General features: G+C 71.0%; 12 protein-coding genes. 6 read left to right on the top strand and 6 right to left on the bottom strand.

The window, feature by feature from the left end; genetic code table 11:
* Nucleotides 1-80 precede the first annotated feature (80 nt).
* Nucleotides 81-2627: an aminopeptidase N gene (pepN, locus tag ACN9MM_RS13680; RefSeq protein WP_426363876.1), complete on the bottom strand. Its 2547-nt coding sequence runs from the start codon at nucleotides 2625-2627 to the stop codon at nucleotides 81-83.
* Between the two features lie 147 nt (nucleotides 2628-2774).
* Between pepN and ACN9MM_RS13675 the strand changes: the two genes are divergently transcribed.
* The gene (locus tag ACN9MM_RS13675; protein WP_426363875.1) at nucleotides 2775-3410 is read left to right on the top strand and encodes a DsbA family protein; all 636 of its coding nucleotides are present in this window, start codon (nucleotides 2775-2777) and stop codon (nucleotides 3408-3410) included.
* Between the two features lie 141 nt (nucleotides 3411-3551).
* Here ACN9MM_RS13675 and ACN9MM_RS13670 read toward each other — a convergent pair whose 3' ends face one another.
* The 3 genes from ACN9MM_RS13670 to ACN9MM_RS13660 form a co-directional block, all read right to left on the bottom strand.
* Nucleotides 3552-4196, bottom strand: coding sequence for a superoxide dismutase (locus tag ACN9MM_RS13670; RefSeq protein ID WP_426363874.1), 645 nt, complete (start codon nucleotides 4194-4196; stop codon nucleotides 3552-3554).
* A 167-nt stretch (nucleotides 4197-4363) separates the two neighbouring features.
* Nucleotides 4364-5776 carry an amino acid permease gene (locus ACN9MM_RS13665; RefSeq protein ID WP_426363873.1) on the bottom strand — a complete coding sequence of 471 codons (1413 nt, stop codon included), beginning with the start codon at nucleotides 5774-5776 and terminating at the stop codon, nucleotides 4364-4366.
* Between the two features lie 116 nt (nucleotides 5777-5892).
* Nucleotides 5893-7296, bottom strand: a complete 1404-nt coding sequence (locus ACN9MM_RS13660) for an amino acid permease (RefSeq protein ID WP_426363872.1) — start codon at nucleotides 7294-7296, stop codon at nucleotides 5893-5895.
* Between the two features lie 266 nt (nucleotides 7297-7562).
* Here ACN9MM_RS13660 and ACN9MM_RS13655 point away from each other — a divergent pair, with 266 nt between their 5' ends.
* Nucleotides 7563-8156, top strand: coding sequence for a biotin transporter BioY (locus ACN9MM_RS13655; RefSeq protein WP_426363871.1), 594 nt, complete (start codon nucleotides 7563-7565; stop codon nucleotides 8154-8156).
* A gap of 74 nt (nucleotides 8157-8230) precedes the next feature.
* Here ACN9MM_RS13655 and ACN9MM_RS13650 read toward each other — a convergent pair whose 3' ends face one another.
* A complete protein-coding gene (locus ACN9MM_RS13650) occupies nucleotides 8231-9667 on the bottom strand; it encodes an amino acid permease (RefSeq protein WP_426363870.1) in 1437 nt (478 codons plus the stop codon).
* Between the two features lie 196 nt (nucleotides 9668-9863).
* Between ACN9MM_RS13650 and ACN9MM_RS13645 the strand changes: the two genes are divergently transcribed.
* Both ACN9MM_RS13645 and ACN9MM_RS13640 read left to right on the top strand, forming a co-directional pair.
* A complete protein-coding gene (locus ACN9MM_RS13645) occupies nucleotides 9864-10358 on the top strand; it encodes a ribose-5-phosphate isomerase (RefSeq protein WP_426363869.1) in 495 nt (164 codons plus the stop codon).
* Entirely contained in the window at nucleotides 10358-11167 is an 810-nt protein-coding gene (locus tag ACN9MM_RS13640) for an Fpg/Nei family DNA glycosylase (protein ID WP_426363868.1), read from the top strand. The genes ACN9MM_RS13645 and ACN9MM_RS13640 overlap by 1 nt, the downstream gene beginning before the upstream one ends.
* An 8-nt stretch (nucleotides 11168-11175) precedes the next feature.
* Here ACN9MM_RS13640 and ACN9MM_RS13635 read toward each other — a convergent pair whose 3' ends face one another.
* Complete coding sequence (locus ACN9MM_RS13635) at nucleotides 11176-12405, bottom strand: GNAT family N-acetyltransferase (protein ID WP_426363867.1); 1230 nt, start codon at nucleotides 12403-12405, stop codon at nucleotides 11176-11178.
* Between the two features lie 106 nt (nucleotides 12406-12511).
* Between ACN9MM_RS13635 and ACN9MM_RS13630 the strand changes: the two genes are divergently transcribed.
* On the top strand, nucleotides 12512-13657 hold the full coding sequence (locus ACN9MM_RS13630) for a PP2C family protein-serine/threonine phosphatase (RefSeq protein WP_382855934.1): 1146 nt from the start codon (nucleotides 12512-12514) through the stop codon (nucleotides 13655-13657).
* Between the two features lie 137 nt (nucleotides 13658-13794).
* Nucleotides 13795-13989: a hypothetical protein gene (locus ACN9MM_RS13625; protein WP_015033610.1), complete on the top strand. Its 195-nt coding sequence runs from the start codon at nucleotides 13795-13797 to the stop codon at nucleotides 13987-13989.
* Nucleotides 13990-14045 lie beyond the last annotated feature (56 nt).

Raw genomic sequence — 14045 nt, 5'->3', positions numbered from 1 at the left:
ATTGGGGACAAGCTCGCCCTAAAGTACGCACGTTCGAGTGCCGATGGGGGCCGCGTCCGCGACCCCCACCGGCCGGGACCTCAGGCCGCCAGGCCGTCGCAGGCCTGCGCGCGCAGCGCCCGCGCCAGGTCGTCCCGCGCCTCCAGGACGAGGCGGCGCAGCGCCGGCGCGGCCGACGCGTGCTCCGACAGCCAGGCGTCCGCCGAGGCCAGCGTCGCCTCGTCGTCCTGGAGCCCCGGGAACAGGCCCCGGACCACGTCGATGCCGATCTGGATCGACCGCTCGCCCCACAGCCGCTCGATCGCCGCGAAGTACTTCTCCGCGTACGGCGCGATCAGCTCGCGCTGCGAGGGCTGGACGAAGCCCGCGATGGTCGCCTCGACCAGCGCGTTCGACAGGGTGTCCGACTCCACGACCTGTGCCCAGGCCTGTGCCTTGACCGCCGCCGAGGGCCGCGAGGCCAGCAGGCGGGTCTGGTGGCGCTTGCCCGTGGCCGTGTCGTCCCGGGCCAGCTCCTCGCCGATCCGGACCTCGTCCGCGCGGCCGTGCGAGGCCAGCGGGGAGAGCAGCGCCCAGCGCAGTTCCTGGTCGACGTCCAGGCCGTCGATCTTCGCCGTGCCGTCGAGCAGCCCCTCCAGGAGCTGGAAGTCGGCGTCGGAGGCGGCGGTCGCCGCGAAGAACCGCGCCCAGGTCAGCTGGTGCTCGCTGCCCGGCTCGGCCAGCCGCAGCTCGCGCAGCCCGCCCTCGGCGAGCAGCCGCCCGCCCTCCTCGCGCCACGCGGGCGCCGCGTAGAGGGTGACGGCCGACTTCGTCCAGCCGTGCACCATCTGCAGGACGCCGATGTCGGTCTCGCGGCCCGAGAAGGCGAGCGCGACGGAGACGAAGTCCCGGGCGGGCATGAGCCCGTCACGGGTCAGGTTCCACAGCGCCGACCAGCACAGGGCGCGGGCCAGCGGGTCGGTGATGTCACCGAGGTGCGCCCGCAGGGTCGCGAGCGAGCCCTCGTCGAAGCGGATCTTGCAGTAGGTCAGGTCGTCGTCGTTGACGAGCACCAGGTCGGGCTTCTCCGCGCCGGCCAGCTCGGCGACGACCGTCCGGGCGCCGGTGAGGTCGGCCTCGGCGCGCGCGTACCGCACGAGCTCCCCGCCGGAGAGCCGGTAGAGGCCCACGGCCGCCCGGTGCGGACGCAGCTCGTCGCCCTCCTGGAGGACGGCGAGCTCGGTGATCCGGCCCTCGGCGTCGTAGGTGACGGCCGGGGTCAGGCTGTTGACGCCGGAGGTCTGGAGCCAGGACTTCGCCCAGGACTTCATGTCCCGCCCGGAGGTCTCCTCCAGGATCGACAGGAGGTCGGCCAGGCGCGTGTTGCCGTAGGCGTGGCGCTTGAAGTAGCGGCGCGCGCCCTCCAGGAACGCGTCCCGCCCGGCGTACGCGACGAGCTGCTTGAGGACCGAGGCGCCCTTGGCGTACGTGATGCCGTCGAAGTTGAGCTTGGCGGCCTCCAGGTCACGGATGTCGGCCGTGATCGGGTGCGTGGACGGCAGCTGGTCGGCGCGGTACGCCCAGGCCTTGCGGTTGTTGGCGAAGGTCACCCAGCTGTTGGTGAAGCGGGTGGCCTCGGCGTTCACGAAGGAGCCCATGAAGTCCGCGAAGGACTCCTTCAGCCACAGGTCGTCCCACCACACCATGGTGACCAGGTCGCCGAACCACATGTGCGCCATCTCGTGCAGGATGACGTTGGCCCGGCTCTCGTACGCGGCCTGGGTGACCTTGCCCCGGTAGATGTACTCCTCGCGGAAGGTCACCAGGCCCGGGTTCTCCATCGCGCCGAGGTTGTACTCGGGGACGAAGGCCTGGTCGTACTTCCCGAAGGGGTACGGGTAGTCGAAGTTGTCGTGGAAGAAGTCGAAACCCTGCTTGGTGATCAGGAAGACGTCGTCCGCGTCGAAGTGCTTCGCCAGCGACTTCCGGCACATCGCGCCGAGCGGGATCTCCAGGTCGCCGCGGGTGTAGCTGTCGGTCACGTAGTGGTACGGACCGGCCACGACGCACGTGATGTACGTGGAGATCGGCGCCGTCTCGGCGAACCGCCACACGCCCTCGGCGTCCCGCTCGCCCGCGCCGTTCGACCAGACCGTCCAGCCCTCGGGCGCGGTCACCGCGAAGCGGTACGGGGCCTTGAGGTCGGGCTGCTCGAAGTTGGCGTACACCCGGCGGGCGTCGGCCGGCTCGTACTGCGTGTAGAGGTAGACCTCGCCGTCCTCCGGGTCGACGAAGCGGTGCATGCCCTCGCCGGTCCGGCTGTAGGCGCACTGCGCGTCCACCACGAGCGTGTTCTCGTCGGCGAGGCCGTCGAGCGCGATCCGCGCGCCGTCGAAGACCACCGCGGGGTCGAGGGAACGGCCGTTGAGCGTGACCGCGGTCACCGACGGGGCGATCAGGTCGACGAACGTGCTCGTGCCCCCGCCGGTGCGGCGGAAGCGGATCGTCGTCTCCGAGCGGAAGGTGCGCACCACCTCGTCGGAGTCGCCGACCGCCGACCGGAGGTCGAGGACGACCTCGTACCCGTCGACGGACAGCAGCGCGGCCCGCTCGTGGGCCTCGTCGCGGGACAGATTCTCACCGGGCACGGTCACTCCTTCGTGGCGCGTTCGAAACAGCACCGATCCTCCCATGTGCAGCTGTCACCCGGGACACGGGAATGCCGTCGCACCTCCGCGGGTTGGCTCCTTTCGGCGCACCACCTTCTTCTTCCCGCGGCCTCACCGAGGAGTGACATGTCCGAGAGCAGGACCACCGCCGACTTCTACTTCGACCCGCTGTGCCCGTGGGCCTGGATGACCTCCCGCTGGATGCTGGAGGTGGAGCGGGTGCGCCCGGTCGACGTGCGCTGGAAGGTCATGAGCCTGGCCGTGCTCAACGAGAACCGGCTCGACGAGGTCCCCGCCGAGTACCGCGAGATGCTGGAGACCCAGGCCTGGGGTCCGGTCCGCGTGGTGATCGCCGCCCAGCAGCTGCACGGCGACGAGGTCGTCGGCAAGCTCTACACGGCGCTCGGCACCCGCTTCCACAACAACGGCGAGGGCCCGACCCGCGAGGCGATCGCCGGCGCCCTGAAGGACGTCGGCCTGCCCGAGGACCTGGCGGACTTCGCCGACAAGGACACGTACGACACCGAGCTGCGCGCCTCCCACACGGAGGGCATAGAGAAGGTCGGCCAGGACGTCGGCACGCCGGTCATCGCGGTGCCGGGCCCGACGGGCGACGAGGTCGCCTTCTTCGGCCCCGTCGTCACCCCGACCCCGCGCGGCGACGACGCGGCCCGGCTGTGGGACGGCACGCTGCTCGTGGCGTCCACGCCGGGCTTCTACGAGATCAAGCGCACCCGGACGGCGGCGCCCAGCTTCGAGTAGTCCCCGCCCCGCCCGTACGGAAGAACCCCCGCGATTGGGGGCACCCCCAAAGGCAGCTTTGGGGGAGTCATCGCGGGGGTTCTTCTTTCATCCGCCTGCCCGGTGAAGGTTGAGAAGACGATCACGAGCAGGAGCGCGGGGTCAGAACGAGATCAGCGGCACCGAGGCCTTGGCCGCCTGGTAGCGCTTGCTCACGTCCTGCCAGTCGACGACCTGCCACATGGCCTCGATGAAGTCGACCTTCTGGTTCTTGTACTGCAGGTAGAAGGCGTGTTCCCAGGCGTCGAAGACGAGGACCGGGACCGAGCCCTGGCCGACGTTGCCCTGGTGGTCGTAGACCTGCTCGACGATGAGCCGGCCGCTGATCGGCTCGTACGCGAGGACGCCCCAGCCGGAGCCCTGGGTGGTCGCGGAGGCCTTGGTCAGCTGGGCCTTGAACTTCGCGAAGGAGCCGAAGGACTCGGTGATCGCGTCCGCGAGCTCACCGACGCCGTCGGCGGCGAGCGGCTCGCCGCCGCCCCCGTCCTTCGGGCTGTTCATGTTGTTCCAGTAGATGGAGTGGAGGATGTGGCCGGAGAGGTGGAACGCGAGGTTCTTCTCCAGGCCGTTGATCGCACCCCACTGGTCCTTGTCGCGCGCCTCTTCCAGCTGCTCGAGGGTGTCGTTCGCGCCCTTGACGTACGCGGCGTGGTGCTTGTCGTGGTGCAGCTCGATGATCTGCGGATTGATCACCGGCTCCAGCGCCGCGTAGTCGTACGGCAGCTCCGGAAGTGTGTAGATCGCCATGTGCCCGAGCCCTTCGACGGCTTATTGCAACCTATATGCAAGTGCAGGCTAACAGTAGGTGCGGGAGAAGTTGATCAGCCCTTCGTCCTAGGTCCCGCGCCGGGTCATGACGAAGCCCCCGGACCGAGCGTCGGTCCGGGGGCTGTCGTACGGGGAGGGGGAGGGGCTCAGGAGGCCCGGCCGGCCGCCGCCTTCTGGCGTACGAAGCCGACGGCGGCGAGCACCAGGGTCAGACCGCCCGTCCAGTACAGCTGCACGCGGGTGCCCTCCTCGCGCGCCATCAGGACGAAGATCGCCGCCATGCCGGCCAGCGCCACCCAGGTCAGCACCGGGAAGGCCCACATCCGCACGACCAGCTTCTCGGGCGCCTCGCGCTCGGTGCGGCGGCGCAGCACCAGCTGGGAGGCGGCGATGAAGAACCAGACGACCAGGATGATCGCGCCGATGGTGTTGAGGAGCCAGATGAAGGCCTTGTCCGGCGACCAGTAGCTCAGCAGCACACAGCCGAAGCCGACGACCGAGGAGACGAGCACGGCCGGGCGGGGCACCCCGCCGTACAGCCGGCCCAGTGCCTTCGGGCCCTGGTCGCGCGCGACCAGTGAGCCGGCCATCCGGGAGGCACCGTAGATGTTGGCGTTCATCGCCGAGAGCAGGGCGACCAGGACGACCACGTTCATGATCTGGCCGGCCGCCGGGATGCCCAGGTGGTCGAGGGCCGCGACGTACGGGCCCTTCTCGACGACCGCCTTGTCGTCCCACGGGACGAGGGTGACGATGACCGCCATGGAGCCGATGTAGAAGAGCGCGATCCGCCACATCGCCGTACGGACGGCCTTGGCGACGCCCTGCACCGGGTGCTCCGACTCGGCCGCCGCGATGGTGACCGTCTCCAGGCCGCCGTACGCGAAGACGGAGGCCAGCAGACCCACGATCAGGCCCTCGGAGCCGTGCGGGAAGAAGCCGCCGTCGCCGCTGAGGTTGGCGGTGCCGGGGGCGTCCGTGCCGGGCAGGACGCCGACGATCGCGAGGACGCCGATGCCGAGGAAGAGGACGATCGCGCCGACCTTGAGCGCGGCGAACCAGAACTCGAACTCGCCGAAGTTCTTCACCGCCGCCAGGTTGGTGACGCAGAAGACCACCATGAAGAGCGCGACCCAGGCCCACTCGGGGCTGCCGGGGAACCAGCCGGTCATGATCTTCGCGGCGCCGATGCCCTCCAGGCCGACGGCCACGCAGAGCAGGAACCAGAAGGCCCAGCCGGAGGTGAAGCCCGCCCAGGAGCCGAAGGCGCGCTCGGCGTGGACGGAGAACGAGCCGGAGGCCGGGTTCGCGGCCGACATCTCGCCGAGCATCCGCATCACGAGCATCACGAGGACGCCCGATATCGCGTAGGCGATGACGATCGAGGGCCCGGCGGCGGCGATGCCGGCGCCGGAGCCGACGAAGAGCCCGGCGCCGATGACGCCACCGAGGGCGATCATCGACAGATGGCGCTGCTTGAGGCCGTGCGAGAGGCCCTCGGCAGGTGCGGTCGCGCCGTCCTTGCGGTCGGCCGGCGCGGGCGCGGTGGTCCGAGACATGGGCGAACCCTGTTCACTAGCTGAGACGGGGAGGGAGCCCACAGTCTGGGTGGGCGCACCGCTCAGAGGGAACCGGAGTCCGCTATACGGGCACGACCTTCACACAAGGTGAAGATTCAGTTCCGCTTCGTTGAGGAAACGCGCGGCTCGGCCGAGGGCGTACGCAGCTCCCGCAACCACGCCACGAGCAGCACCGCCCCCGTCGCCCCCGCCGACCACAGCACCTGCGGCCGCGCCCCGTCGTCGACCAGCATCAGGACGAGCACCGCGCCCATCGCGGCGAGCGCCACCCAGGTCAGCCACGGGAAGCCCCACATCCGCAGCGTCAGCGTCTCGGGCGCCTCCCGCTCGATCCGGCGCCGCAGCCGCAGCTGCGAGACCGCGATCAGCGCCCACACGAAGAGGAGCACCGCCCCGACCGCGTTCAGCATGTAGAGGAAGACGGAATCCGGCCACTTCAGATTGAGCAGCACCGAGACGAAGCCGAACGCCACCGAGGCGAGCACCGCCCGGCGCGGCACCCCGCCGCCCGTGATCCTGAGCAGCCCCTTCGGCGCCTCCCCGCGCTCCGCGAGCGAGAACACCATCCGGGACGAGCCGTACAGGTTCGCGTTGAGCGCCGAGAGCAGCGCCACGAACACCACCACGTTCATGATCTGGCCCGCCCCCGGCACCCCGAGCGAGTCCAGGACCGCCACGTACGGCGACTCGCCCGGCTTCATCGAGGTCCACGGCAGCAGCGTCACGATGACCAGCATCGAGCCCACGTAGAAGAGCAGGATCCGCCAGACCGCGCTGCGCACCGCCCGCGCCACGTTCCGCGCCGGGTCGTCGGACTCGGCCGCCGCGATCGTGACGACCTCCAGACCGCCGAAGGCGAAGACGACGGCGAGGACCCCGGAGACCACGCCCGACCAGCCGGCGGGCAGGAAACCGCCCTGCCCGGTCAGGTTGGCCATGCCCACCGGGTCCGTGTCGGGCAGCCACCCCACGATCGCGAGGACGCCCAGGACGAGGAAGAGGACGATCGCGCCGACCTTGAGCGCCGCGAACCAGAACTCGAACTCGCCGAAGTTCTTCACCGCCGCCAGGTTGGCGAGGGTGAACACGACCATGAACACCAGCACCCAGCCCCACTGCGGCACCCCCGGCACCCAGCCGTGCGCGATCCGCGCCGCGCCCGTCGCCTCCACGGCGAGGACCACGACGAGCAGGAACCAGTACAGCCAGCCCACCGAGAAACCCGCCCAGCGGCCGAGCGCCCGCTCCGCGTGGACCGAGAACGCGCCCGAGGCGGGCATCGCCGCCGACATCTCGCCGAGCATCCGCATGACCAGCATCGCGAGCGCGCCGGCGATCAGGTACGAGACCACGATGCCGGGCCCGGCGACGGCGATGCCGGCGCCCGAGCCGACGAAGAGCCCGGCGCCGATCACCCCGCCGAGCCCCAGCATCGTCAGGTGACGCTGCTTCAGACCGTGGGAGAGGGGCTCCGGTTCAGGGGTGAGGGGGTCGTGCATGTGGGGGCTCGTGCTCTCTGACGTTCATGGAGACGGTTTATCGGGACTCCACAGTCTCTCCAGCGAACGCCCCTTGGCGCAAAAGGGACCTCCCCGCACGAGTTCCCAGTGACAAGCGTCACGTGGCGCGAGGTGTGATCGGCGGGGTTTGTTCGATCTCGATAAGCCGCTCGGCCGTCGCTTTGTCGGCGGCTGACGGTGATCGGGCGTTCACTCCTGGCATACCGTCAACCTGTCCCTCCCACCCTCACCCCCGCGGAGTACCGATGAGCACCGCCGCCGCCCCCGCCCGCACCCTCCGGGCGGGCACCGTCCTCGCCGACCTGATCCCGGCGAGCCGCGCCCGCGACATCGCCCTGGTCGTGGGCGGCGCCGCCCTCACCGGCCTCGCCGCGCAGATCTCGGTCCCGGTCCCCGGCTCCCCGGTCCCGGTCTCCGGCCAGACGTTCGCCGCCCTCCTCGTCGGCACGGCGCTCGGCGCCCGCCGCGGCTTCCTCGCCCTCGCCCTGTACGCGGTCGCGGGCATGGCGGGCGTCCCGTGGTTCGCGCAGGCCTCCTCGGGCTACGGCATGCCGTCCTTCGGCTACATCCTCGGCATGCTCCTCGCCTCGACCGTCGTCGGCGCCCTCGCCCGCCGCGGCGCCGACCGCTCCGTGCTCCGCACCGCGGGCGCCATGGTCCTCGGCTCCGCGATCATCTACGCCGTCGGCGTGCCCTACCTGGCCCTCGCCACCGGCATGACCTTCGGCCAGGCCGTCGCCGCCGGCCTCACCCCGTTCCTCATCGGCGACGCCCTCAAGGCCGCGCTCGCCATGGGCGCCCTGCCGGCCGCCTGGAAGCTCGCCGGCCGCAAGGGCTGAGCCCCGGACCGTGCGCGAAGGGCCCCGTCGCTCCTCCGGGAGGAGCGACGGGGCCCTTTCGCGTACGACCGCGGTCAGACGCGTTCGGCGGACTTCCCGACCCGCTGCCTGACCAGGGAGATCGCGATCACCAGCGCGGCCACGAGCAGCGAGAGCACGACCTGGTCGCGGTTGCTGCCGCCGTCGTAGACCATGTAGCCGAGGACGCCGACGATCATGACGATCGTCGCCCACGTCAGGTACGGGAAGAGCCACATCCGGACGACCAGCTTCTCCGGCGACTCGCGCAGGATGATGCCGCGCATCCGCAGCTGGGTCACGCAGATGACCAGCCAGACGAAGAGCGCGACCGCGCCGGAGGAGTTCAGCAGGAACGCGAAGACGGTGTCCGGCCACTTGTAGTTGAAGAACACCGCGACGAAGCCGAAGACGACCGAGCCGAGGATCGCGGCCGTCGGCACGCCCCGCTTGTTGACCTTGGCGAAGGCCTTCGGCGCGTCACCGCGCTGACCGAGCGAGAAGGCCATGCGGGAGGCGGTGTAGAGGCCCGAGTTCAGGCAGGACAGGACGGCCGTCAGGACGATCACGTTCATGATCTGGCCGGCGTGGGCGATCCCGATGGAGTCGAGGGCGGCGACGTACGAGCCCTTGTCGACGATCGACTTGTCGTTCCACGGCAGCAGCGTCAGGACGACGAAGATCGAGCCCAGGTAGAAGACGCCGATCCGCCAGATCACGCTGTTGGTGGCCTTGGTGACCGCCTTCTGCGGGTCCTCGGACTCACCGGCGGCCAGCGTGACGATCTCGCTGCCCATGAACGAGAAGACGACCATCAGCACACCGGTGAGGACCGCTCCCGCGCCCATCGGGAAGAAGCCCCCGCTGTCGGTGAGGTGCGCGAATCCGGCGCCGGGGTTGTCCGAGCCGGGGAGCACGCCGAAGACCGCGAGCAGGCCGATGACGACGAAGGCGCCGATGGCGACGACCTTGATGCCGGCGAACCAGAACTCGAACTCGCCGTACGAGGCGACGGAGCCCAGGTTGGTCGCGGTCAGCACGACCATGACGATGAGCGCCCAGCCCCACTGAGGCACGGCCGGGACCCAGCTCTCCAGGATCTTGGCGCCCGCGGTCGCCTCGACGGCGAGGACGACGACCCAGAAGAACCAGTACAGCCAGCCGATGCTGAAGCCGGCCCAGCGGCCCAGGGCCTGGTCCGCGTAGGCGGAGAAGGAGCCGGAGGACGGCCGGGCGGCGGCCATCTCGCCGAGCATCCGCATCACGAAGACGACCATGGCGCCGACGAGTGCGTACGAGAGGAGGATCGCGGGGCCGGCCGCGGCGATGCCGGAGCCGGAGCCGACGAAGAGGCCGGCGCCGATGACGCCGCCGATCGCGATCATCGACAGGTGGCGGTTCTTGAGCCCGGCCTTGAGGCCGTCGGAGGACTGCGCGGGACCGGTGGTACCGGTCTCCTGGCCGTCCTTCGTCAGGGTCGGTTGCGTGTTCATCGACGCTTCCTTGTGTGTGGGGGCTGCTCGGGTCGCGAGCCCGAGCATTGAACACTGTGGACGGGGATGATCGGAAGACCTCATTCCGGATCGTTGTACGGGCGACCTCGCGAGAGTCGAAGGTCCGTACCAGGCCGGGTGAAGGTCCCGACCCCGCTGCCTGCTACCCGGGCCGTGACGTGCCACACTCGGCATCATGCGCGTCTATATCGGTTCCGACCACGCCGGCTTTGAACTAAAGAACCACCTCGTCGAGTGGCTCACGGCACACGGCCACGAGCCCGTCGACTGCGGTCCCCACATCTACGACGCCCTGGACGACTACCCGCCGTTCTGCCTGCGTGCCGCCGAGAAGACGGCCGCGGACGCGGACAGCCTGGGCATCGTCATCGGCGGCTCCGGCAACGGCGAGCAGATCGCCGCGAACAAGGTGAAGGGGGTCCGCGCCGCCCTCGCCTGGAGCGAGCAGACCGCCGCCCTCGGCCGCGAGCACAACGACGCCAACGTGATCTCCGTCGGCGGCCGGATGCACACCCGGGAAGAGGCGACCAAGTTCGTCGAGATCTTCCTGAACACGCCGTACTCCGGTGACGAGCGTCACACCCGGCGCATCGACATGCTCACCGCGTACGAGACCACCGGCGAGCTCCCCCCGATCCCGGCGCACCACCCGCAGGAGCCGACCGCCTGATGCCCGAGGGGCACACCATCCACCGGCTGGCCGCCGACCACCGCGAACGGTTCGGCGGCCGGCCCGTGCGCGTCTCCAGCCCCCAGGGCAAGTTCGCCGACTCGGCGGCCCTGCTCGACGGCACCGTCCTGGAGAGCGCCGAAGCCCACGGAAAGCACCTCTTCCTCGCCTTCGAGGACAGGGAGTGGATCCACATCCACCTCGGCCTCTTCGGCAAGGTGAACTTCGGCGACGCCCCCGCCCCGCCGCCCACGGACACCGTCCGGCTGCGCCTCACGAACCCCGAGGGGTACGTCGACCTGCGCGGCCCCACCACCTGCGCCCTGATCACGGACGCCGAGAAGGCCGCGATACACGACCGGCTCGGCCCGGACCCGCTCCGCGAGGACGACGACCCCGCACGGGCCTGGCGCCGGATCTCGAAGTCCCGCACGACCGTCGCCGCCCTCCTGATGGACCAGAAGGTCATCGCGGGCGTCGGCAACGTCTACCGCGCCGAGGTCCTCTTCCGGCACGGCATCGACCCGTACCGCGCGGGCAAGGACCTCACGGCGGGGGAGTGGACCCTGATCTGGGAGGACCTGGCGGTCCTCATGCGCGAGGGCGTCCGCCTCAACCGCATCGACACGGTCCGCCCCGAGCACACCCCCGAGGCCATGGGCCGCCCGCCCCGCGTGGACGACCACGGCGGCGAGGTCTACGTCTACCGGCGCGCGAACCAGCCGTGCCACATCTGCGGCGACGAGATCCGCACCGCCGACCTCGCCGCCCGCAACCTCTTCTGGTGCCCGGGCTGCCAGACCCGCTGACCGCGCCGTCAGAAACTGTGCGGCAGCCACGGGGCGACCGGTGACCCGAAGGCCACGGACGCCTCGACGAGCGCCCCGTCCCGGAGCTCCCGCACCCGCCCGGCCGAGGCCAGCGACACCAACGAGTTCCCGCCCAGGTACGCGGCACCCAGCTCCCGCACGGAGAGCGCGAGGTCCGCGGGATCCGACGTCCGGACGCAGACCGCGCCCTTCGCGTCCCCCGTCAGCCGCCACCGTCCCTCGTTCCAGGGACAGAACGCGTCCTCGACCTCGAACACCACGTCCACCGGCGCCTGGTACGTCCGCGCCTCCAGCGCCGCGCCCACCTCCACGAGCCGCACGTGCAGCACGTCCCGCAGCGACGGCTCGCACCGCCGCACATCGCTCACCAGGTGCTGCCAGCCGTCGTCGACCGGCCGGCTGTGGATCCGCACCGTCGGGGCCAGGTCCACCGAGCAGAGGTACCGCCACAGCGCCGCCTCGGCCAGCGGGTCGAGACCCATCAGCTGATGCACGCTCACCGATCCGTCGGCCCCCGCGTACGACCAGGCCGGCTTGATCGCGTAGTGCGCGAAGCCCACGACCTCCCCGTCCCGCTCCGCCAGCACGCACTGCCGCGGCGAGGCGCCCTCCCGGTCGCCCGCCGGATCGATCAGCGGCAGCCGCTCCCACTCCGGCCGCCGCGCGAGCATCCCGGGGCGCGCCGGCACCAGCCGCGCGTACACCGCCTCGCACACCGCCGAGGACTCCGTCGGGTCCGCGAGACGCAACGAGACCCCGTCCGCGCCCGCCGGCACCGCCAGCCGCACCCGGTTCGTGTCGATCGTCGCGCGCACCGCGTACGAGCCGAGGCCGTAGCCGAACCGCCCGTAGATCTCCGGCTCCGACGCCGTCAGCACGGCCAGCGACTCGCCCGCCGCCCGCAGGTCGTCCAGCTGCCGCCGCATCATCGAGGTCAGGACCCCGCGCCGCCGGTGCGTCCCCGCCACGCTCACCATCGTCACCCCGCCCGCCGGGACCGAGGCCCCGCCCGGCACCGTCAGCCGGAAGGTGAACGCCCCCGCCGTACCCACGCACAGGTCGCCGTCCCAGGCACCCAGGAAGCGGTCGAACTCCGTCAGATCACGCCACAGCCGCCGCTCCTCGGGAGCCTCCGCCACACCGCCGAAAGCGAGCTCCAGCACCCCGTACCAGCGGTCCCACTCCGACGGGTCGAGAACCCGCAGTTCAGTCGTCATATGCCATCGATATCAGCGGCGCCCGCCCGAGGCGACCCGTTTTCACGCACATTGTCACGGGGGTACCCCTGCACGATGTCCGGCGGGATGGATAGGGTCCAGGCCAATGGGACAGCGCGCCGGAGTGAACACGTACGCGGCCCGGACACGCAGGCGCGTGCGCCGGGCCCGCGTCGTGCTGCGCAGATCCGCCGTCGACTACTTCCGCGGCGACGGCGCCGACTGGCTCGCCTTCGCCGGACTCCTCCTGATGATCCCCGCCATCGCGTGCGGGACCCTCCTCGACCCCGTCTGGTGCTCGCCCGCCGCGCTCGTCCTGCCGATCGTCGCCGGTGGCCTGCTGCTGCGCCCCGCCAGCCTGCTCGCCCTGTACGCGGCGGCCGCGGGCGCCCTCATCGTCGAGTCCGTCGTCCTCGGCCCCTACACCCAGGGCCCGGCCAGGGTCACCCCCGGCACCGTCCTGGTCGTCGCCGCCTGCGGCCTCTTCGGACTGCTCATCGCCCAGTTCCGGGCCCGGGTCGGCGTGCCCTGGCGGCGCGGCGGCACCATGCTCTTCGACCTGCGCGAACGCATCCGCGTCCAGAGCGCCCTGCCCCGGCTCCCCCAGGGCTGGCACCGCGAGATGGCGCTCCGCCCGGCCGGCGGCCAGTCCTTCTCCGGCGACTTCGTCGTCGCCGCCCGCACCCACGGCGGACGGACCCTGGAGGTCGTCCTCACCGACGTCTCCGGCAAGGGCATGGACGCGGCCTCCCGCTCCCTGCTGCTCTCCGGCGCGTTCGGCGGACTCCTCGGCTCGCTCCCGCCGCACGGATTCCTGCCCGCGGCCAACGGCTACCTCCTCCGGCAGAACTGGGACGAGGGCTTCGCCACCTCGATCCACCTCGTCCTCGACCTGGAGTCCGGCGACTACGAACTCTTCTCGGCCGGCCACCTGCCCGCCCTCCAGCTCCACGCGGGCAGCGGACGCTGGGAGGAGAAGGCCGCCGAAGGACCCCTCCTCGGCGTGTACGACGGGGCCGAGTTCCACCCCGTCAAGGGCTCCCTGCGCCCCGGCGACGTCCTCATGCTCTTCACCGACGGCCTCGTCGAGGCCGCCGACCGGGACATCGCCGAGGGCATCGACCGTCTCACCGGCGAGGCCGACCGCTGCGTCGCCGACGGCTTCGAGGGCACGGCCTGGCACCTGATCGAGGCCGTGGCCAAGGACGTCAACGACGACCGGGCCCTGCTGCTCCTCTCGCGCCCCGCCTGACGTGATCTTCTCCACGACGATTCGTCACCCGGCAGCGAGGGCAGGGGGGTTGGTGGCACGATGGAGAGAGCGGGGGGTGTTCCGAGACAGGGGCTCCCTGGTGGGCAAGGCGGGACCGACCGAGGGTGTGATCAGTTGTGGCCATTTCACTGTCTGTGGTGTTGCTGTTGGCAATCATCCTGGTGGTGCTGATCCGAGGGGGGAACCTCAAGGGCGGCCCGGCCGTGGTCGCGGTCCTCTTCGGCTTCTTCCTCGCCTCCACCGGCATGGCCGACGACATCCAGCGCTTCCTGGACTCGATAACGCAGACGGTGGCGTCCATCAAGTTCTGAACGGACGTGCCCCGCGTGCGGCGAAGGGCCCCCGCCGAGGACGGCGGGGGCCCTTC

Origin of the sequence: Streptomyces sp. E-08, from assembly GCF_049913095.1 — a bacterium.
In the GTDB taxonomy this organism is placed as follows: domain Bacteria; phylum Actinomycetota; class Actinomycetes; order Streptomycetales; family Streptomycetaceae; genus Streptomyces.
The sequence above is the reverse complement of the archived record's forward strand: the minus strand, read 5'-3'. Positions and strand labels throughout refer to the sequence as shown.